The sequence below is a fragment of the Fulvivirga sedimenti genome, from assembly GCF_020328055.1.
Genome location: NZ_JAIXNE010000007.1, coordinates 132,411 through 151,383, shown reverse-complemented (window position 1 = coordinate 151,383; position 18,973 = coordinate 132,411). Strand labels below are relative to the sequence as shown.

Sequence of the window (18,973 nt, the reverse complement as noted above, 5' to 3'; positions counted from 1 at the left end):
TAGTTCAAGGCGAAGGTAGACAGAACTTTGTAAGAATTTTATTCAAATCAGAATCTGAACTTACATAGATGCGTAAAGTCTGATACTGAATAAATTAGTATCCTATTCGTTGAAAATACTCGCTGGCTGCGGCATAGCCCTTTTCGAAAATGTCATCGGCACTTCTGAGGTCCAGAACATTGTAGCCTCCCAGGTCCGACGGCTCAATAAAATGATCACATTTCTCCTTTCTCACCTCTACATTACATACGATCGACATCATTAATGCCCGCTCCATTACCTGCCGGGCATTTCGGGGCTGAAATTCATCCATAATCGGATTTGTATGGGATGCAACGATCACATCACATTTTGAGATCAGGGGTTCAACAGGCAGGTTGTTCAGAATACCGCCGTCAATATAGGAGTAGCCCTTCCATTCTACAGGATGAAATAATACAGGAATACACGCAGAGGCACAGATAGCCTGATACATTTCACCTGTTGAGAAAAAGTCGGTCACACCCCTGTTAATATTCGTTGCTGCCACCGTAAGCGGAATTTGCAACGCCTCAAACGAATCCTTCCCAATATACTTGCGAAGAAACTTCATCAGGACCTCAATTTTCAAAACGCCCTTCAGGCTGTAAGCGGGAGAAAGAAGCTGGTAGGTGCTCACCGATTTTATCATACCCAGGATCGTTTCTGTAGAATGACCGCTGGCATAAAGCGCACCGATAATGGCTCCGGCACTGGTTCCTGAAATCATATCAATCGGGATTTTATGCTCCTCCATCGCTTTGATCAGTCCGAGATGAGCAATACCCCTTGCACCACCTCCGGAAAGCACCAGTCCGACTTTGCCCGTTATCATAGAATATCAGCTAAAGGAAACGTTTCATCCAATCGAACACCTTTATCTGTGTGCTTTACCGTACAGCATTCATGAACCGGATCATGTTCCAGGAACAACACATATTTCCGGTCTGCCGCTTCCTTGAGAAATGCGGCCTTCTCCTGGAGGGTAAGTAACGGCCGGGTATCATATCCCATTACATAGGGAAGTGGAATATGACCCACTGAGGGAAGAAGATCTGCCACAAACACGATTGTATGTTCCTTGTAGGAAATTTTTGGAAGCATTTGTTTATCAGTATGTCCATCCACCGTTATCAGGTCAATGTTTGTGAAAGGCGATTCTTCCCCAACAAAAAATAAATGACCGCTATCTTCGATTGGCTGAATGTTTTCCGTAAGAAAACTGGCCTTTTCACGTGCATTCGGCTCTGTGGCCCACTTCCAGTGATCCCTGTGAGACCAGTACCGTGCCTTTGGAAATGCAAGTTCATAGGAATTGTCACCGGTCTGCAGGACTCCTCCGCCACAATGATCAAAATGCAGGTGGGTGTGAAACATATCCGTGATGTCGTCAGGTTTAAATCCGGCATGTTGAAGAGAGCCCATGAGGGACTGTTCTCCATGGAGATAATAATGGCTGAAGAATTTTTCGCTCTGCTTGTTTCCTATTCCATTATCGATCAGCACCAACTGCTCACCTTGTTCTACCAGCAAGCAACGCATCGACCATGAGCACAGGTTTTTTTCATCAGCCGGGTTGGTTCGTTCCCAGAGGGTTTTGGGAACGACTCCGAACATGGCGCCTCCATCGAGCTTAAAGTTTCCGGTATGTATCACGTGTAAATTCATAGAAGCAAATTACAGGTTAAAACAAAAAACCGCAACGGTATGCGCTGCGGTTCATTTGTAAGTTTGATTATTTCCTATCCTTTAAATACACCCATTGAACAGAATTTTTCTATCCTGCTTTCAATACGCTTGGCGGGTTTCATTTTCAGAAGGGTCTGTGTTTCGCTTAGAATGGTTTTCTTCAGGATTTTCGCCATTCCCTTCATGTCGGTGTGGGCTCCACCAAGGGGCTCATTAATAATACCGTCCACAAGACCCAGCTCAGTCATATCCTTCCCGGTTAATCTCAGGGCTTCAGCAGCCTGTTCCTTAAAATCCCAGCTTCTCCATAAAATTGATGAACAGGATTCAGGGGAAATTACAGAGTACCACGTATTCTCAAGCATCAGCACCTTATCTCCTATCGCGATTCCCAGTGCGCCTCCCGATGCACCTTCTCCAATAACTATGCATATGACAGGAACCTTGAGCATGAACATTTCCTTCAGGTTGCGCGCAATCGCTTCTCCCTGTCCGCGTTCCTCTGCCTCCAACCCTGGAAATGCACCCGGGGTATCAATAAGTGTTACAATAGGTTTATTGAATTTTTCTGCCAGTTTCATCAGGCGCAACGCCTTTCTGTAACCTTCAGGGTTCGCCATACCGAAGTTGCGATATTGCCGGTCCTTGGTATTACGCCCTTTCTGCTGACCGATGATCATGAAAGTCTGACCGTCGAGATCAGCGAACCCACCGATCATCGCTTTGTCATCGGCAACAGTGCGGTCGCCGTGAAGCTCAACAAAATCATTCGACATTTCATAGATATAATCCAGGGCGTATGGCCGCTCAGGATGTCTTGAAAGCTGAACACGCTGCCAGCGCGTCAGATTATGGAAAGTTTCTTTTTTAAGGGTACGTATCTTGGACTCAAGTGTCTTGATTGCTTCACTTACATCCACATCGCTGTCCTTGGCGATATCCTTCATCCCGGCCAGTTTTTTTTCAAGTGCAACAATCGGCTTTTCAAATTCCAATTCCATGAATGTTCCTGTTTAGTCAGACAAAAATAGGAAATTAATTCTTTGATACGAACCGGTAGTTAACATCACCGGTAAACTCTTATTGATTTGAATAAAATATCAGCGCCGAATAGGCCGGAAGTGGCACTGAACCTGATTTTTTGCCCAAACCGGCAGGGTCAATCTTTTTACCATTATTAACCATTGTCCAGGATCCTTCCGGTAATTGATACGTTTTGTTGTCACCGCTGCCGTTGAAGACGAGCAGGATCGTATTCCAGCTGTCACCACTTGCCTGGCCATTTAAAACATAGGACAGGACATGAGGATCTTCAATGGATATGAATTTAAGATTCTCTGCGATCTTACTTTGCTCATCCATGCGAAACGCCGGATGGGCTTTCCTGAGTGCGATGAGCGCCTGATAGTATTCGAAATGATCCCGGTATTGCGTTTTTCGGTCCCAGTTGATCACATTGATGGAATCCGGAGAATTATAGGAATTCTCCACACCAAATTTGGTCCGCATAAAATCCACTCCCGCATGAAGAAACGGAACGCCCTGTGAAGTTAACACCACCGTATTGGCGAGTTTATGCATTTGGGCGATCTCATCGGGCGAGGCATCGGGACGGGAAATGGTAAGCCTGTCGAAAAGTGTATGGTTATCATGACATGAAACATAATTGATCGTCTGTGAAGGTTGTGCAGCCCAGGGCTCATCTGAATAATTAACCTGCTCATAATCCACCTGCGGATGCTGGGTAGAAGCCACAATACCGAATTTTACACTTTCCTTCATGCCGGGCTTTCCGCTGGCAAAGCCTGTATCTTCATGCTCAAATACACTTCCTTTCAGCCCATCACGAATATCATCGCTGAACGCCGCCACATGGGGCATCTGATAGGTGTGTTTTTTTAAAGCGCGCTGCGGTTCGGGCAGCGGGCTGTTTCCAGCAGTCCAGCCTTCTCCATAGACAAATATACTCGGGTCTATCCTCCGCAGCTCATAGCTGATTTCATTCATGGTCTCGATGTCGTGAATACCCATCAGGTCGAACCGAAACCCATCCAAATGATATTCATTGGCCCAGTATTTTACAGATTCAATCATGAATTTCCGCATCATCTCACGGTCAGAGGCTGTTTCATTTCCACATGCCGAAGCATCAGAAAAAGTACCATCAGGATTCTGCCTGTAGAAATATCCGGGAACCAGCTGACTGAAATTAGACTCCAGGGTCTGGCCGGTATGGTTATAGACCACATCCAGAATTACGCGAAGTCCCTGTTTATGCAGGGCCTGAACCATTTCTTTAAACTCACGGATACGTACCCGTCCATCATAAGGATTGGTAGAAAAGCTTCCTTCGGGAACATTATAATTCTGAGGATCATAGCCCCAATTGTATTGCGGCTCATCCAGTCGGGTCTCATCAATTGAACGATGATCGAATGCTGGCAGGAGATGAACGTGCGTTACTCCCAGTTCGCTTATGTGGTCAAGTCCGGTAGCATCCCCCTGCTGGTTTTTTGTACCGGTTTCAGTAAGCCCCAGGTACTTTCCTGCATGTTGAATATTGGATGAAGGATGATTGGAAATATCCCGGACGTGCAACTCATAAATAATGATGTCTGTATAATTCCCGAGCGGCGGTCGCACATCTGTTTCCCAACCCTCGGGATTGGTTTCCTCCAGATCTATAATCATCCCCCGGTTTCCATTCACTCCCACAGCACGCGCATGAATATCAGGCTTTTCTTCCAGCCAGGCACCTTCCTGCATCACCTGTATCGTATAAAATCTGTTTTGCTGATCACCTTCGAGTTCAGCTATCCAGGTTCCATCCACGTCTGGTCTCAGATCATGTGTTTCGAGCCGGTTATCTCCAACCCCTTCTGCATACAAATGAAAACGCACCTGCTCTGCTGCGGGTGACCATATTCTTACAGAAGTAGCTGCCGGTGTATAAGTAACTCCCAGATCAGAATTCTCATAAACAGGATATTCATCAAGGGAGTTAAACGTGCGTACTTCTGTGGTGGTGGTACACGAATAAATGAAAAAAGTGAAACCCATCAATAAAGAGTAAATAAGATGCCGGAGTTTAAACATTGTGTGGTTTGAATGGTTTCAGGCAATTTACAAATACCTGATTAAATTCATTGCCACGGCAACTGGTGATGTATAAAAAAAACCCGGCAGAGCCGGGCTTAAATATTTTATTTTCGTTTAGGATATTTCTGTTTATGCTGTGAATAATCCCGTTGAGGGTCATCTACATCGGTGTCAAGATCTATCTTCACCGCCGCATTCAAATCAATACCTCTAAGGTTAACGGGAATATTTGCCGATACCTGCCAGTTGGTTCCCGCCAGGCTTATGTATACAGACCTGTCATGATCGTAATAAACATCATAATCTTTAAAGTATACATAACGCGTTTTAGCCCTGTATCCATGTGCCGGAGCCCATGGCGGAGGTCCGCCCGCTTTTACTTCCTGTTTATTACCTTTTCCCTTTCCCTGGGCATACAGCTCATTTGAATTGGTAAATACCGCCAGAAAAATGAATACGATTGTCAGGAAAAACCCTGTTTTAAGCATTCTCATACGTTTAAAGTTGGTTCAGCTTATTAATCCTGATGCATCCGGTTTTGGTAACCACAGGCCCGGCCGGCTTCAGATATTACTAAGCATCGGCACACCTGCCTGTTTTACCCGAATTAAACGTATGATGGCATACAGCAGAAGTCCGAATGGCCCGAACATCAGAGTAAAAAACAGGGGAATGATCACGATCCATTGATTAATTTTCAACTTCCGCGCGTCTTTGGCGATCATAAGTCCGGTGAACAGGTCAAACGCCAGGTAATGGACCCATCCGGTTAATACCGCTTCAGGTGAACTAAACAGGGCAACGACACTGTCGAGCGTGCTGAATGCATCGGCAGACATGTTATCTAATCCGGAAATAAGAAGATAGGCATAGGTAACGGTAAGCGGAATAATGGCAAGATAGAAAACCAGCCTTGAAGTATATCGCCAGGATGGTGCCAGGGCGATCAAAAGCCATCCGGGCAAAACCCAGGCATTAACAATACTGAAAATGGTGTCTGAACTCATATGATTGTTTTTTTGTCCCGACTTAATATAGCATCTTTTATACTTTATTCTCAGAAGTTGATAAATTGAAAAATCCTGTATCTTGTCAGGCAGGAAACTTGTATTTTGAAATACGACTGAACACAAAGGTTTATGACCACATTTCTAGGAGAACTGATTGGCACAGGTGTGCTGATGCTTTTTGGAACCGGCGTAAATGCGAATGTATCCCTTAAGGGCACATACGGAAATAATGCAGGCTGGCTTACAATCGCATTCGGATGGGGACTCGCAGTATTTGTTGCCGTGTTTGTCTCGGGACCTATTAGCGGTGCACATATTAATCCGGCTGTAACCATTGGATTAGCCACCGCGGGCAAATTTCCATGGGCAGATGTTCCCATGTATCTGGCGGCCCAAATGATCGGTGCATTTATCGGCTCGGGGCTTGCTTTCATCCTCTACCGGAATCACTTTAAGCTCACGGAGGATCCTGGAGTCAGGCTTGGCGTATTCTCAACAGGACCCGCCATACCCCGCACCTTCGACAACTTCCTTTCGGAATTGATCGGAACCTTCGCACTCATCTTTGCCATCTTTTTTTTGGTTGAAGGTGACGGCCTTGGTTCCGTGAGCGCATTCCCTGTCGGATTTCTCGTCTTTGCAATCGGTATGTCGCTGGGCGGTACAACCGGGTATGCGATCAATCCTGCGCGCGACCTTTCACCAAGAATATTTCATCAACTCTTTGTTGGTAAAAACAGCAATTGGCAGTATGCATGGATTCCGGTATTCGGACCTATCGCCGGGGCCATAATTGCAGCTGGCCTCTATATATTACTGGGATCACCAGATAACTCTCTCATTAACCCCTGACCATTATGAAACTCTATCTTACTTTCGTTGTCATTTTATTTTCCTGTACCTCTAAAGCCCAGCAGGTACCTGTAGAAATCCAAATCAAAACAGCCGTAATGGCCGCCCCTGAAGAAGCACGTGACAGTGCCGCTGTAATGGGATATGATGCCAACGGGCAGCTGGTAGTTTTGAGGGAAGGCATGAATGAACTCATATGCGTTGCAGATGACCCTTCTGCCGAGGGCATAAACATCGCCTGCTACCACAAGGACCTTGAGCCCTTTATGGCCAGGGGTCGTGAATTACGGGCTGAAGGAAAAGGAAGAATGGACATTTTCAACATGCGTGAGGAAGAAGTAAAGGCAGGAACATTGTCAATGCCCGCCAAAGCCACCACATTGCATATTCTGTATGGCACGGATGATATCTTTAATGCAGAAACAGGAGAATTGACCGGCGCTAAAATGCGGTGGGTTATTTACATCCCTTTTGCAACCGCTGAATCAACCGGACTACCCCTGAAGCCTTCCGGACCCGGTACGCCCTGGCTAATGGATCCGGGAACACACCGCGCGCATATCATGGTAACGCCGCAAAATTAGAGGAGCCGTGACGGAACTAGTACTGGGATTCATTCTTCAATAAATTGATCGCCAGTGTATTAAATTGAATCTTAGACTATTTTTACGTACATTAAACTTCATCTGCAGAATGGAGGCGATGGGATTTTTTTTTAACCAACTAAACCAATAAACCCATGAAAAAATTTATGTACCTGATTGTAAGTTTATGTTTGCTCTCCATTCCGGCCATGAGTCAGTTTGCAAGCAGCAAGTATAAATCCTCGCACGAGAAATACCAGTTTGCAAAGCAGCAATTTGATCCGGGATCTATTTACGCGAAGAATGATGCCGGAACTTTTAAAGCCGGCGTGGCTGCTGGTTTTTTACTCTCGAAATTCAGAGATAGTGACTCGGATACAAAATTCCGCTTAGGATTCTATTTCGGAGGGGAAGGAATGTACTACTTTACTAATCAAGTCGTATTTCTCACCGGACTTTTACTCGCATTTAACGGATCGGATTATGAAGACAACTTCAGAATAAAAATGACGAGTTTAATGATTCCACTCATGGTCGGCTACTGGATAAACACCCAGTTCATGGCAATGCTCGGTGTCCAGCCTTCCTTCATTTTCAGTGCGAAGGATGGAAATGGGGAGAATTATAAAGACTTTTTTAAGGGAGTTGATTTCGGACTTAAATTCGGCCTGGCTTATTCCATTACCCAGGAGTTGCTGGCCCGAATAACCTATACACACGGATTGTCAGATATTCTGGATTCAGAATACAACGGAACTGTTAAAACAGCACAGATTGAGATTGGTGCTGTCTATTATCTTTTCCAACGCTAGGTCGAATCACTACAGACGGATAAAAATCCTGTAAATCATTATGGGGCTGGAATGAATGTTATATTTTTGCGGCTGCAAAATATCATCCAATGAAATATACATACATTCTGGCCCTTTTCATTTTCATTTCTGCTTGTAACCGAACTGAGCAAGTATCTGAAGACACAGAAACCTTAACCGACTCGGTTGCTACCGCTGACTCCCTGTTGTATCCAGGAGAAAAGCACTTCAGGAATATTCGACAACTCACCTTCGGGGGCGACAATGCAGAAGCATACTGGAGCTTCGACGGGAATAAAATTGTGTTCCAGTCGAATTTCACCGAATGGGGCGTAGAATGTGACCAGATATTTTATGCCAATGTTGCGACGGCAAATCTCGGAAATGAGAAGCCGCCGATGATCTCTACCGGTATGGGCCGGACTACTTGCGCCTACTTTCTACCTGGAGACTCCACTGTAGTTTACGCATCAACTCACCTGGGAGGTGAAAGCTGTCCGGAAGAGCCGGCCCGCGATGCAGGCAGATATGTTTGGCCGGTCTATGACAGTTACGACATTTTCGTTACTGATCTTAATGGAACAACAGTTCGCCAATTGACCAATGAGCCTGGCTATGATGCAGAAGCAACCGTTTCTCCAAAAGGCGATAAAATTGTATTCACCAGCGACCGAACGGGAGACCTGGAGCTATTTACGATGAACCTGGACGGAACCGATGTTCAGCAGGTAACAAATGAACTGGGATATGACGGGGGTGCATTTTTCAGTCCGGATGGAACCAAGCTCATCTTCCGTGCATCACGTCCTAAAACTGAGGAAGCCATTTCCGAATACAAGGAATTACTGTCTCAGGGACTGGTAAAACCTACGGAAATGGAACTCTTCATCTGTAATGTAGACGGTAGCGACCTGCGCCAGCTTACCAATCTGGGAAAAGCGAACTGGGCTCCTTTTTTCCATCCCTCGGGTGAAAAGATCATATTCTCATCGAATCATGCAGGAGCACGTGGGTTTGAGTTTAACCTGTATATGATCAATATCGACGGGACAGGACTTGAACAGATATCGCAGGATGAAGTATTTGATTCCTTCCCGATGTTCTCGCCAGACGGAACCAGGATTATATTTTCCTCCAACCGCAATAATAACGGCACCCGGGATACTAATTTGTTTATTGCCGACTGGGTAGATTAACCTTCTTAATCATCGGTACGGTTCCAGGCATCAGCATAAATAAGCCATTTGCCATCGACCTTCTGCCAGATTATTATGTACTTACCTTTCCAGGATGAAACAGATCCATCTGCACGCCGGGTCTTACCTTCATAGACGCCCAGATCATAGGCATAATCACCCGTGATCCTCAGTTCATGGGGCGTAGCCTTATGGAACATGATTTTTACATTTTCGGGCAGGATCCAGCGTTTTTGGATCAATTCCCTTCCCTGAATAATATCTGTACCGGGAGGTAAAATACGGGCATCGGTTGTGTAATGTGCGGCGAGCCGATCATAATCGGCCTCCATGTAGGCGTCTGAAAAATCATGGATGGCTGCCAGTATCTCATCGATCTCTTCAGCATTTCCGTAATATTCCTGCGCGTGAATTGAATAGCCTGCTATAATGAACACGAGGGACAAGATATATTTCATGGTGCGGAATCTGGTGGTATCTTAAATTAACAAACCCCTTGCAAACCTTCTCAAAATGCAGGAAATTACTTTAAAAAAATTCATGAAAGCCTCCATTCTCTTCTCCTTACTTATAATTTCTTCTTCAGTTTTGGCACAGAACGCCACGAGCATCAGTGAGCGGCTGGGTTATGATAAGGATGCCAAACTCCTGATCCTTCATGCGGATGACCTGGGAGTGGCACATTCAGTAAATGATGCCTCATTCAGAGCTCTTAAATCAGGTGCCGTAAGTTCTGCCAGTATCATGGTCCCCTGCCCGTGGCTGCTTGAGGTGGCCGAAATGTCCAGGGAAACCCCGGGGCTGGACCTGGGCCTTCATCTTACCCTGACCGCAGAATGGGAACAGTACAAATGGGACGGGGTAAGTCCGTCATCTGAAATTTCATCGTTGCTAAATGATGAAGGTTATTTCTACGACAACACTACAGTGGTCATGAACGAGGGTGACCCGGAAGAAGTCCGCCGTGAACTTCAGGCGCAGATTGATCTTGCTCGCAAAGTGGGAATACAGCCTACACATCTCGACAGCCACATGGGTACGCTCTTCACATCCCCCACTCTTTTCCGAGTTTATGTTGAAACCGGCCAGAAAAACCGTCTGCCTGTGTTCGTTCCCCAGCAAGCGACAGCGCTTTTTACCGATGACTTTCCCATCACAGATGATATTATTCCTATTCAGACAGTTGGAATGGCCGGTGCCGGCAACAATCTTGACCAGTGGCAGGAATTTTACATCGGGATGCTCGACAATATTCAGCCCGGAATAAATGAGATTATTGTTCACCTGGGCCATGATGACGATGAACTTCAGGCGGTGACTGTTAATCATCCGGATTTTGGAGCAACATGGCGTTCCATGGATCTGAAGGTCGTCGAAAGTCAGGCGTTTCAACAGGCCCTTCAGGAGAGGAATATCATCCTTGTTACTTATCGCGAAATTCAGGAGCTTGTATATGGCGGCGACGAATAAATCATTATACCATTCACATAATTGAACTGTCACTTTTTTAATAGAATCGCTTTTTTACAGCTAACATACCCATAACTTCAAATGATGAACCGCAGAAACTTTGTCGCCGGAATCGGTATGGGGGCCGTAAGTGCAGCCATCCCCTCCACTAAAGCAATAAGCCCCGCTCAGGAAAAAAGATATCAGAAAGGGCGTAGTCCATGGCCCATTTGCCTGGATACTGCCACTATACGGCCGGCATCCCTGGAAGAAAAAATAGAAATTGCTGCCAAGGCCGGTTTTGATGCCATTGAACCGTGGGATATGGAACTGGCCGAATATGAAGCATCGGGTGGCAATTTGAAAGAGCTGGGGCAACGCATCAGGGATCTGGGACTGTTCGCACCCAGCATGATCGGGCTTTGGGGCTGTATTCCGGATTCGGAAGAAAAATTTCAGGCATCGCTGGCAGCTACCCGAAACCGAATGCGAATGGCTTCGGAAATAGGGTGTGAATTTGTACAGGCGATTCCCAACGAGGTCGGCCTCAATTATGACCAGGCTTTCGTGACCAGTTGTTATCGCAGGATACTTGAAATCGGCCTCGGGGATTACAATATCAATCCGGCGCTTGTTTTTGTAAAGATGTTTCCGTTAAAAACACTCGGACAGGCGACTGCTGTGGCCATCGATGCGGATCATCCAAAAGCGAAAATCATCCCGGATGTTTATCACATGTACATCAGCAAAGGAGGATTTGAAAATATGCGTCAGCTTAACGGGGATTTATTCGCAATTTTCCAATATAACGACGCACCTTCCGGAATGAATATTAACGATATGACAGATGCAGACCGGGTTTACCCGGGAGATGGAATTCTTCCGTTGTCCAAAATTTTACAGGATCTGAAAGCTACAGGATTCAACCGTTGTGTATCACTGGAACTGTATAATCCGAATTATCACAAACAGGACCTGCTCACGGTAGCTAAAACCGGACTTGAAAAAACATTAGTATCAATCGAAAAAGCGGGCGTATAAATGGACAGAAGGAAGGCCATACGAAATGTTCTGCTGGGGTCTGCCGGGATGACGGCGCTGCCATCCTGGGCCAACGGCTGGTCGGCAAACGGAATTACCATATCACACTGGCTTACAGCGGATAATGAGGAAACACTTAGAGCAGTCGCTGATACACTCATACCCCCGGGAAATGCTATTGGCGCATTGGATGTGGGAGTTGACCGGTTCATGATGAAGCTATTTGCTGAATGTTATGAAACCGACATACAGAATGGTATTGAGGGATTGCTTTCAACCATCGATAAATCGGCAATCACCATCCACGGTACAGGGTTTGCAACGTGCGGCCAGGAGCAGCGGCAACAATTGATTGAAGCAATAGCAGTTTCAGAAAATGAATCGGTACGTGATTCATACGATTTATTCAAGCGGGAGTGTATCCGTGGTTTTAGAACTTCGAAGGAGGTGATGACCCAATATTTAAACTACAAAGTAGCTCCCGGCCATTATATCGGGTGCGTTGACGTGAAAGAGACCAATGAATCTGGAGACAACTAAGAAAAAGAGAACGTACGATGCGATAGTGATCGGTTCCGGCGCCAGTGGCGGATGGGCAGCCAAGGAACTTTGTGAGAAAGGCTTACGTACCCTGGTGCTGGACCGCGGCAGGGATGTACGGCACATCGAGGACTATCCAACTGCATCTAAAGCACCCTATGACTTTGAATTCCGGGGTACGGTGCCCCTCAGACTCCGGGGAAATCATCGCAACGGATGGGCATTGAATGAGGCCACCCGGCAATGGGTTCTGCCCGAAGATGAGCAGCCTTTCATCCAGGAAAAACCGTTCCGTTGGTTCAGGGGATATCACGTAGGCGGGAAATCACTTCTGTGGGCCCGCCAGACACAACGCTGGAGCGACCTTGATTTCGAAGGACCTGTGCGTGACGGTTTTGCCGTTGACTGGCCCATCCGATATAAAGATCTTGAGCCCTGGTATGATCATGTAGAACGATTCATTGGCGTTGCCGGGGCGAATGACGGACTAGCCGAATTGCCCGACAGCATTTCACAGCCACCTTTCGACACCAGTTGTATCGAACAGCATTTCAGGGATAGCATTCGCAAGCATTATGGCAATGAAAGACATGTTATCCAGGCACGTTGTGCGCATCTCACCGATCCGCAACCTGTTCACTATCAGCAGGGCCGAACCAGGTGCATGAATCAGGATATGTGTAACCGTGGGTGTATTTATGGCGGTTATTTCAGCAGCAATGCCTCCACCCTTCCGTGGGCTGCCAAAACCGGGAAGATGACCCTTCGTCCCAATTCGATAGTTCATTCCATCATCTACAAGGATAAAAAACGATTCAAAAATAAAGCCCGAGGCGTTCGGGTGATCGACCGGCTTACGGGTGAAATGATCGATTACTACGCAAAGATCATCTTTGTAAATGCATCGACTTTAAATACAAATTCAATTCTTTTAAATTCAGTATCATCCCGGTATCCCAACGGATTGGGAAATGACAACGATCTGCTGGGCAAGTATATTTCCTGGCATAACTACCGAGGTAAAGCGAATGCCGAATTTGAAGGTCTTCAGGATAAGACCACCAGCGGAAGATCTCCCACAAACAGTTATATCCCAAGATTCAGAAATCTGTACAACCAGGAAACCGACTTTCTGCGTGGTTATGCCATCGGGATTGGTGGTGGCCGTGGAATGGTTTCCGAAACGGATGTGATCGGTGATCAGCTGCGTGACAATCTCCTTAATCCGAAACCGGGTATATGGCACATCAGCAGCTGGATGATGGGCGAAACTGTGCCGATTGAATCCAACCACGTCCGGCTTTCCAGGGAGGCAACTGATAAGTACGGTATACCTCAATTAATAGTATCCTGTGAATGGACTGAGAATGATGATAAGATGGTGAAGGATTACATCGAACAATCAGAAGAAATGTTCAGACTTGCAGGATTCACCAATATCAGGGCAGTGGATACCCATTCTCCTCCCGGTTCCGATATCCATGAAATGGGCGGTGTACGTATGGGAAACGATCCTGCCACGTCTCTTGTTAATAAATGGAACCAGTTACATACATGTAAAAATGTATTCGTTACAGATGGAGCATGTATGACATCTACCGGAACTCAGAATCCAACGCTTACGTTTATGGCCATTACCGCACGCGCCGCCAATTATGCAGTTGAAGAATTAAACAAACAGAATCTATGAAAAACTTACTGATCATCCTTACGATTTTAGTAATCACCCTGCTGCCTGAGGAGAACCATGCGCAACAGGCCGGAACACCCGTCTTTACCGGGGAAATCGGTATCGCACCCTATACGTTTAGAAAAGTTTTTCCGCACGGTGTAGCCCCTACCCTGGATATCATAAAGAACATGGGCTTCACGCAAATTGAAGGTGGCGGTGGAGATATGGACGCACGTGAATATAAAAAGCTTTGCGATGAACGCGGATTGTCGATCCCTTCAAGCGGCGCCGGATATGAGCAACTGCGGGATGATCCCATGCCAGTCATTGAACGAGCCAAAATATACGGATCCAAGTATGTGATGTGTGCCTGGATACCACATAAAGTCGGAAGTTTCTCCATTGATGATGCAAAGAAAGCCGTGGTCGATTTTAACGCCATTGGTAAGAAATTGGCAGAAAACGGGCTCACCCTCGCCTATCACGTCCATGGATATGAATTAAGTCCGTACGGGGACGGTACGCTTCTCGACTACATCATGGAAAATACGAATCCTGAATATGTGTCATTTGAAATGGACATTTTCTGGGTACACTTCGGCGGAGGCGATCCGGTGGCTTTGCTACGGAAATACCCGAACCGATGGAAAATGCTTCATGTGAAAGACATGAAAACAGGGATCGAGAAGAACTACACCGGGCTTACAGATCCGACATTTGATGTGACACTGGGAACAGGCCAGGTGGATGTGGAAGGTGTAATGAAAGCGGCCCGTGAAATTGGCATCGAATATTATTTCATTGAAGATGAAAGTGACCGGATCATGGAACAGATTCCGAAAAGCATTGCCTACCTGAGGGGGCTTACGTACTAGTATTTGAGTCGATCCAGGTATGCAAGATTATCCCTCATACTCTGTTCAGGCGATACGGCATATTCTTCCTGTTCAACGAAAATATATTTAACACCGGAGGCTTTCTGGCTTTGAAGCATCGTCTTTATATCCAGGCCTCCTTTTCCAAACTCCGTACTTTCCTTCTTCTGCATGTTCATGTCTTTCAGGTGCCATAACGGAAACCTGCCGGTATACCTGTCGAAATAATCCAGGGGATCTTTACCAGCCACTACTACCCAACCCAGATCAAGTTCCATATGCACAAGGTCCGGCTCGGTATGATCCATCAGGACATCATACAATACCTGGCCTCCCTCCGATTCAAATTCATATTCATGATTGTGATATCCAAATTTGAGTCCGCGGGATTTACATTCTTCCCCGGCTTTGTTAAAAGCCTCTGCAACCCGTTTGTAATTGTCGACTGTCTGGCCGTTGCTCGGCATGGTCGAACAGATCAGGTATTCCTGGCCCGATTCAGCCGCTTCATCCATGGTCTTCTCCCACTGCTTGTCCAGATGAACATGACCGCTGCGAAGCGTCATTCCAAGGTCCTGACATGCTTTTTTCATTTCGGCGGGGGAAAGTCCGTAATAATGCCCATCCCTGCTTCGTGCAGATTCGATTTCCTTAAAGCCGATATCAGCGATCATCTTCAGGGTCCCTACCGGATTCTTCGCCATCGCATCGCGGAATGAATACAATTGAACGCCGATGTTATTAATCCGTGTGGTTTTCAACAGACTGTAAGGGAGCATTGAAGAAGCAGTGAAAGCTGCTGCTCGGTGGATAAAATCTCTTCTGGTAAGCATGATGGAATTACGTTTAATTATTCAAATTATTTATCAAAGGTTGAAAAGGAGAAAACCGTTTTGGAACTGAATTGCTCACCCGGCCTGAGCACGGTCGACTGAAATTCCGGATGGTTAGGCGCATCCGGAAAATGCTGCGTTTCAAGGCAAAAGGCATCGCGAGCATGATATTTTCGCCCGCCCTTCCCCACAGTAATACCGTCTCCAAAATTGGCCGTGAATAATTGCATGCCCGGCTCTGTGGTAAATACTTCCATTACCCGCCCCGAATGTGGCTCTTCAACCCGCGCGGCCAGAGTAAGCGAATCGGCTGATTGCCGGATCACGAAATTCTGATCATATCCACCCCCGTTTTTCAATAATATGTTATCGGCATCAATCCGCGCACCTATCCTGCAAGGCTTCCTGAAATCAAAGGGTGTTCCTTCGACTTTGATCAGTTCACCAGTTGGGATAAGACTTTCGTCGGTATTGGTAATCTCGTCGGCATTGATCTGAAGAATATGATCCAATGCGGTTCCTTCACCCGCTCCCTTCAGGTTGAAATAAGAATGATTCGTAAGGTTTATAATCGTCGGCTTATCCGTTGAAGCTGAATAGGAAAGCTCCAGTTCATTGCTGTCTGTGAGGGAATAAATGACCTCAACATCCAGATTACCGGGATAACCTTCCTCCATGTCCGGACTGAAATAGGTAAGGATAACCCGGGCCTTGTCCGTTTCCTGTTCTGTTCTGCATTTCCATACAACTTTATCAAATCCCTTATTTCCACCATGTAAATGATGTGGCGGAATGTTGGCCGCTAAGGTATATTGATTTCCGTCGAGGTGAAACGTAGCGTTACGAATACGATTGGCAAACCGCCCGACAATGGCGCCATAAAATGGATGGTACCCAAGGTATCCCTGAAGATCATCAAAGCCAAGGACAATGTCATCAAATTTTCCGTGGCGGTCGGGAGTACGAATCGAAACAATGATACCGCCATAATTCATAATTTCAACTTCCAGTCCGTTTCGGTTACGCAACGTATAAAGCAGTATATCCTCGCCTGTTGGCAATGTCCCGAATAACTTTTCAGTCACCATTATACCGTTCTCTTCTATCTGACCATGCACACTATTATCAATTTAATCCAGGGGAAATTATACAGGAAGTCAGCAAGATTTATCGCAAAATGCCAAAATCAATCTTCCCGGTTTCACGCCGGAGGTCGACCCGGCAATGTCAAGATAGTAATAAATCTTAATGTTCAATAACTTCTCTTCCTGAGTAAGTCAGGTGAAAATTTAATTATGCCGACCTCCAGTTTTGCTAATATTTTTAGCAATATTTGTGATATGAAACTTGAGTGCGGACTATACAAGATAAGTGACAGGAGGAAACCATTTCCCTTAATGCATTTGCTGAAGGTATTTATCAAAGACGGAAAAAAATATTACCAGATTGACAATGAGCTGCCGCAGCAAGTCGATTCATATGGAGTGATGTACCTCGACGGGTTTCAGATGATCGGTCGCCTGCACCGGCCGTTAAATATTACCAAGGTTCGTATTACCATCACCTGGTACGACAGTTCAGGAGATAGGTACGAGACTACCATGTCCAATGTTCAGGTGCTGAGGAGACTTTTCCATGAGTATCCGGAAATCGCTGGTGTAGCCGGTGCCTTTCTCAAGCCTTCAGAAAAACGCTGAGCACAAACGGTCCTTAAACACAAAAGCCAGACTCCCTGGGAGTACTGGCTCGTGTCTATAGTTGGCTTTATGCTATGATAAACGCAAAATCATAGCAATTGTTTTATATCTAAATTAATTTTTGAATGCGCCCAACCATTCCGGATGATAATCCTTTAAGAGGCGGAACTCAATAATTCCTTTTGGATGATCTCTTCGAGGATATGTTTGGGCAAAGCCCCGGCTTGCATCATGGGTTGTTTATCAAGTGGAATAAACAGGATACTCGGAATGCTTCGGATCTGAAATACGGCAGCCAGTTCCTGTTCTACTTCGGTATCCACCTTATATATGATAATCTCAGGATTCTCGTTGCTCAATTCCTCCAGGATGGGGGCAACCATTTTGCACGGACCGCACCAGTCGGCATAAAAATCAATAATGGCAGGCTTGGTGTCCTTGTATTTCCATTCCTTTCCGGTTGTATAATCGAAAATTTCGTCTTTGAATTTCTGTGTTGTGAGCTTAACAGTAGGCATAACGATAGTTTTTTATCATGCAAATGTACATGTACAGTCCGCGGAATTGTGTTACATAAGTTACCAAAGCAGATGTGATCAGCCTCAGACTTTCAATAATCATCATAATCACTCTCGCTGATGCGTTCCATCAGGTAAATCTGATCTGAAAGTTTATTTCCATCTTCATCATAAATCCAATTTCTAAGCTGAAGCCTGGATTTCGTCTGGGCCTGAACCTCAAAATTATTCAGGCCAATGGGCAGGCAGACGGCCGGTATACACTTTACGAATTCAAAATGTGTATCATCCAGCCAGATGAGCGTGTAATCGTCCCGCGTTCCCAGGTAGGCACGTTGGCCGAAATCCGGACTTTTGAAATAATAGGCGATATCAGTATCCTCTTCCCTGTCGAACCCATTTTCCTGATATCCCATGACATGCCAATAGCCGTAAAGGTTCTCCTTGCCTAATTCCGGATCTTCAGCACAGCCCGTTAGAAATGCTACCGTAAGCAGAATAAATAAAATCCTCATGAAGTAAATATAGTAACTCTGAGCTATTATCTATATTGGAGCCTCATGAAGATTACAGAATCATCCCGGCTCCTGATCGAACACGCAACACTGGCAGATGCCGAATTCTTCCACCGCCTGATGAATAGTCCAAATTGGATCGAATTTATTGGTGATCGCGGGATCCATTCAGAGAAAGAGGCGAAGGAATATATTCAGAACCGTCTTATTGCTTCCTATGAAGGGAACGGGTACGGACTATTCAAAGTATCGCTGAAGGATACCCTGGAAGCCATCGGGGTTTGCGGATTTGTAAAGCGTGATTTTCTGGATTCGCCGGATATCGGGTATGCGATCCTGCCTGAATACGAAAACCAGGGATATATTTCAGAGGCAAATCAGGTGATGATAAAATATGGATGGGAGTCGTTGGGATTAAAAATAATCTATGCCATCACGAGCGAAAAGAATGCAAGATCACAACACCTGCTGCTCAAACTGGGATTGCATAGAGTTGGCAATATTCAGCCCGAAGGCTTCGATCCCGATACGATTCTATATGAAATTGAACGGCGTGAATAGCCGCGAGTATGA

22 protein-coding genes are annotated in these 18,973 nt (G+C 45.8%); 11 read left to right on the top strand and 11 right to left on the bottom strand.

Annotated elements, in window-relative coordinates:
* Positions 1-94: 94 nt before the first annotated feature.
* The 6 genes from LDX50_RS28510 to LDX50_RS28485 all read right to left on the bottom strand — a co-directional run bounded on the left by LDX50_RS28510 (position 95) and on the right by LDX50_RS28485 (position 5,813).
* Positions 95-853 carry a patatin-like phospholipase family protein gene (locus tag LDX50_RS28510; RefSeq protein WP_225699710.1) on the bottom strand — a complete coding sequence of 253 codons (759 nt, stop codon included), beginning with the start codon at positions 851-853 and terminating at the stop codon, positions 95-97.
* Positions 850-1,686: an MBL fold metallo-hydrolase gene (locus LDX50_RS28505; protein ID WP_225699709.1), complete on the bottom strand. Its 837-nt coding sequence runs from the start codon at positions 1,684-1,686 to the stop codon at positions 850-852. The genes LDX50_RS28510 and LDX50_RS28505 overlap by 4 nt, the downstream gene beginning before the upstream one ends.
* A gap of 74 nt (positions 1,687-1,760) precedes the next feature.
* A complete protein-coding gene (locus LDX50_RS28500; protein WP_225699708.1) occupies positions 1,761-2,708 on the bottom strand; it encodes an acetyl-CoA carboxylase carboxyltransferase subunit alpha in 948 nt (315 codons plus the stop codon).
* 79 nt (positions 2,709-2,787) lie between these two features.
* A complete protein-coding gene (gene pulA / locus LDX50_RS28495; RefSeq protein WP_225699707.1) occupies positions 2,788-4,767 on the bottom strand; it encodes a type I pullulanase in 1,980 nt (659 codons plus the stop codon).
* Between the two features lie 143 nt (positions 4,768-4,910).
* Complete coding sequence (locus tag LDX50_RS28490; RefSeq protein ID WP_225699706.1) at positions 4,911-5,300, bottom strand: hypothetical protein; 390 nt, start codon at positions 5,298-5,300, stop codon at positions 4,911-4,913.
* 69 nt (positions 5,301-5,369) lie between these two features.
* Entirely contained in the window at positions 5,370-5,813 is a 444-nt protein-coding gene (locus LDX50_RS28485; protein ID WP_225699705.1) for an ABA4-like family protein, read from the bottom strand.
* A 132-nt stretch (positions 5,814-5,945) separates the two neighbouring features.
* Between LDX50_RS28485 and LDX50_RS28480 the strand changes: the two genes are divergently transcribed.
* The 4 genes from LDX50_RS28480 to LDX50_RS28465 all read left to right on the top strand — a co-directional run bounded on the left by LDX50_RS28480 (position 5,946) and on the right by LDX50_RS28465 (position 9,260).
* Positions 5,946-6,668: an MIP/aquaporin family protein gene (locus LDX50_RS28480; RefSeq protein ID WP_225699704.1), complete on the top strand. Its 723-nt coding sequence runs from the start codon at positions 5,946-5,948 to the stop codon at positions 6,666-6,668.
* 5 nt (positions 6,669-6,673) lie between these two features.
* Entirely contained in the window at positions 6,674-7,252 is a 579-nt protein-coding gene (locus tag LDX50_RS28475; RefSeq protein ID WP_225699703.1) for a hypothetical protein, read from the top strand.
* Positions 7,253-7,407: 155 nt separating this feature from the next.
* Positions 7,408-8,064 carry a porin family protein gene (locus tag LDX50_RS28470; RefSeq protein WP_225699702.1) on the top strand — a complete coding sequence of 219 codons (657 nt, stop codon included), beginning with the start codon at positions 7,408-7,410 and terminating at the stop codon, positions 8,062-8,064.
* A gap of 89 nt (positions 8,065-8,153) precedes the next feature.
* Positions 8,154-9,260: a TolB family protein gene (locus LDX50_RS28465; protein ID WP_225699701.1), complete on the top strand. Its 1,107-nt coding sequence runs from the start codon at positions 8,154-8,156 to the stop codon at positions 9,258-9,260.
* Positions 9,261-9,265: 5 nt separating this feature from the next.
* Here LDX50_RS28465 and LDX50_RS28460 read toward each other — a convergent pair whose 3' ends face one another.
* Positions 9,266-9,718 (bottom strand): YybH family protein, encoded by a 453-nt coding sequence (locus tag LDX50_RS28460; protein WP_225699700.1) that lies wholly within the window; start codon positions 9,716-9,718, stop codon positions 9,266-9,268.
* Between the two features lie 55 nt (positions 9,719-9,773).
* Between LDX50_RS28460 and LDX50_RS28455 the strand changes: the two genes are divergently transcribed.
* The 5 genes from LDX50_RS28455 to LDX50_RS28435 all read left to right on the top strand — a co-directional run bounded on the left by LDX50_RS28455 (position 9,774) and on the right by LDX50_RS28435 (position 14,837).
* Positions 9,774-10,730 (top strand): polysaccharide deacetylase family protein, encoded by a 957-nt coding sequence (locus tag LDX50_RS28455; protein ID WP_225699699.1) that lies wholly within the window; start codon positions 9,774-9,776, stop codon positions 10,728-10,730.
* Positions 10,731-10,811: 81 nt separating this feature from the next.
* Entirely contained in the window at positions 10,812-11,750 is a 939-nt protein-coding gene (locus tag LDX50_RS28450; protein ID WP_225699698.1) for a sugar phosphate isomerase/epimerase family protein, read from the top strand.
* The gene (locus tag LDX50_RS28445) at positions 11,751-12,290 is read left to right on the top strand and encodes a gluconate 2-dehydrogenase subunit 3 family protein (protein ID WP_225699697.1); all 540 of its coding nucleotides are present in this window, start codon (positions 11,751-11,753) and stop codon (positions 12,288-12,290) included.
* Positions 12,271-13,980: a GMC oxidoreductase gene (locus LDX50_RS28440; RefSeq protein WP_225699696.1), complete on the top strand. Its 1,710-nt coding sequence runs from the start codon at positions 12,271-12,273 to the stop codon at positions 13,978-13,980. Before LDX50_RS28445 ends, LDX50_RS28440 begins: the two co-directional genes overlap by 20 nt.
* Positions 13,977-14,837, top strand: coding sequence for a sugar phosphate isomerase/epimerase family protein (locus tag LDX50_RS28435; RefSeq protein WP_225699695.1), 861 nt, complete (start codon positions 13,977-13,979; stop codon positions 14,835-14,837). Before LDX50_RS28440 ends, LDX50_RS28435 begins: the two co-directional genes overlap by 4 nt.
* On the opposite strand, the gene LDX50_RS28430 is transcribed toward LDX50_RS28435, so the two are convergent.
* Both LDX50_RS28430 and LDX50_RS28425 read right to left on the bottom strand, forming a co-directional pair.
* Positions 14,834-15,670: a sugar phosphate isomerase/epimerase family protein gene (locus LDX50_RS28430; RefSeq protein ID WP_225699694.1), complete on the bottom strand. Its 837-nt coding sequence runs from the start codon at positions 15,668-15,670 to the stop codon at positions 14,834-14,836. The genes LDX50_RS28435 and LDX50_RS28430 overlap by 4 nt on opposite strands.
* 26 nt (positions 15,671-15,696) lie before the next feature.
* The gene (locus tag LDX50_RS28425; protein ID WP_225699693.1) at positions 15,697-16,788 is read right to left on the bottom strand and encodes an aldose epimerase family protein; all 1,092 of its coding nucleotides are present in this window, start codon (positions 16,786-16,788) and stop codon (positions 15,697-15,699) included.
* A gap of 222 nt (positions 16,789-17,010) precedes the next feature.
* On the opposite strand from LDX50_RS28425, the gene LDX50_RS28420 reads away from it, so the two are divergent.
* Positions 17,011-17,367, top strand: a complete 357-nt coding sequence (locus tag LDX50_RS28420) for a hypothetical protein (protein WP_225699692.1) — start codon at positions 17,011-17,013, stop codon at positions 17,365-17,367.
* Positions 17,368-17,522: 155 nt separating this feature from the next.
* Here the strand turns inward: LDX50_RS28420 and trxA are convergent, their stop codons facing one another.
* Together trxA and LDX50_RS28410 are read right to left on the bottom strand one after the other, a co-directional pair.
* Entirely contained in the window at positions 17,523-17,885 is a 363-nt protein-coding gene (gene trxA, locus LDX50_RS28415; protein ID WP_225699691.1) for a thioredoxin, read from the bottom strand.
* Positions 17,886-17,977: 92 nt separating this feature from the next.
* Positions 17,978-18,400, bottom strand: a complete 423-nt coding sequence (locus tag LDX50_RS28410; RefSeq protein WP_225699690.1) for a hypothetical protein — start codon at positions 18,398-18,400, stop codon at positions 17,978-17,980.
* Positions 18,401-18,445: 45 nt separating this feature from the next.
* Here LDX50_RS28410 and LDX50_RS28405 point away from each other — a divergent pair, with 45 nt between their 5' ends.
* The gene (locus LDX50_RS28405) at positions 18,446-18,961 is read left to right on the top strand and encodes a GNAT family N-acetyltransferase (protein WP_225699689.1); all 516 of its coding nucleotides are present in this window, start codon (positions 18,446-18,448) and stop codon (positions 18,959-18,961) included.
* The last annotated feature ends 12 nt before the right edge of the window (positions 18,962-18,973 follow it).

Excerpts from the sequence above, each read along its gene's own strand:
- LDX50_RS28440 (WP_225699696.1), top strand. The coding sequence starts at position 12,271 with ATGAATCTGGAGACAACTAAGAAAAAGAGAACGTACGATGCGATAGTG.
- pulA (WP_225699707.1), bottom strand. The coding sequence starts at position 4,767 with ATGGGTTTCACTTTTTTCATTTATTCGTGTACCACCACCACAGAAGTA.
- LDX50_RS28475 (WP_225699703.1), top strand. The coding sequence starts at position 6,674 with ATGAAACTCTATCTTACTTTCGTTGTCATTTTATTTTCCTGTACCTCT.
- LDX50_RS28485 (WP_225699705.1), bottom strand. The coding sequence starts at position 5,813 with ATGAGTTCAGACACCATTTTCAGTATTGTTAATGCCTGGGTTTTGCCC.
- LDX50_RS28490 (WP_225699706.1), bottom strand. The coding sequence starts at position 5,300 with ATGAGAATGCTTAAAACAGGGTTTTTCCTGACAATCGTATTCATTTTT.
- LDX50_RS28405 (WP_225699689.1), top strand. The coding sequence starts at position 18,446 with ATGAAGATTACAGAATCATCCCGGCTCCTGATCGAACACGCAACACTG.
- LDX50_RS28450 (WP_225699698.1), top strand. The coding sequence starts at position 10,812 with ATGATGAACCGCAGAAACTTTGTCGCCGGAATCGGTATGGGGGCCGTA.
- LDX50_RS28430 (WP_225699694.1), bottom strand. The coding sequence starts at position 15,670 with ATGCTTACCAGAAGAGATTTTATCCACCGAGCAGCAGCTTTCACTGCT.
- LDX50_RS28480 (WP_225699704.1), top strand. The coding sequence starts at position 5,946 with ATGACCACATTTCTAGGAGAACTGATTGGCACAGGTGTGCTGATGCTT.
- LDX50_RS28435 (WP_225699695.1), top strand. The coding sequence starts at position 13,977 with ATGAAAAACTTACTGATCATCCTTACGATTTTAGTAATCACCCTGCTG.
- LDX50_RS28460 (WP_225699700.1), bottom strand. The coding sequence starts at position 9,718 with ATGAAATATATCTTGTCCCTCGTGTTCATTATAGCAGGCTATTCAATT.
- LDX50_RS28410 (WP_225699690.1), bottom strand. The coding sequence starts at position 18,400 with ATGAGGATTTTATTTATTCTGCTTACGGTAGCATTTCTAACGGGCTGT.
- LDX50_RS28510 (WP_225699710.1), bottom strand. The coding sequence starts at position 853 with ATGATAACGGGCAAAGTCGGACTGGTGCTTTCCGGAGGTGGTGCAAGG.
- LDX50_RS28445 (WP_225699697.1), top strand. The coding sequence starts at position 11,751 with ATGGACAGAAGGAAGGCCATACGAAATGTTCTGCTGGGGTCTGCCGGG.
- LDX50_RS28470 (WP_225699702.1), top strand. The coding sequence starts at position 7,408 with ATGAAAAAATTTATGTACCTGATTGTAAGTTTATGTTTGCTCTCCATT.
- trxA (WP_225699691.1), bottom strand. The coding sequence starts at position 17,885 with ATGCCTACTGTTAAGCTCACAACACAGAAATTCAAAGACGAAATTTTC.
- LDX50_RS28500 (WP_225699708.1), bottom strand. The coding sequence starts at position 2,708 with ATGGAATTGGAATTTGAAAAGCCGATTGTTGCACTTGAAAAAAAACTG.
- LDX50_RS28505 (WP_225699709.1), bottom strand. The coding sequence starts at position 1,686 with ATGAATTTACACGTGATACATACCGGAAACTTTAAGCTCGATGGAGGC.
- LDX50_RS28455 (WP_225699699.1), top strand. The coding sequence starts at position 9,774 with ATGCAGGAAATTACTTTAAAAAAATTCATGAAAGCCTCCATTCTCTTC.
- LDX50_RS28465 (WP_225699701.1), top strand. The coding sequence starts at position 8,154 with ATGAAATATACATACATTCTGGCCCTTTTCATTTTCATTTCTGCTTGT.
- LDX50_RS28420 (WP_225699692.1), top strand. The coding sequence starts at position 17,011 with ATGAAACTTGAGTGCGGACTATACAAGATAAGTGACAGGAGGAAACCA.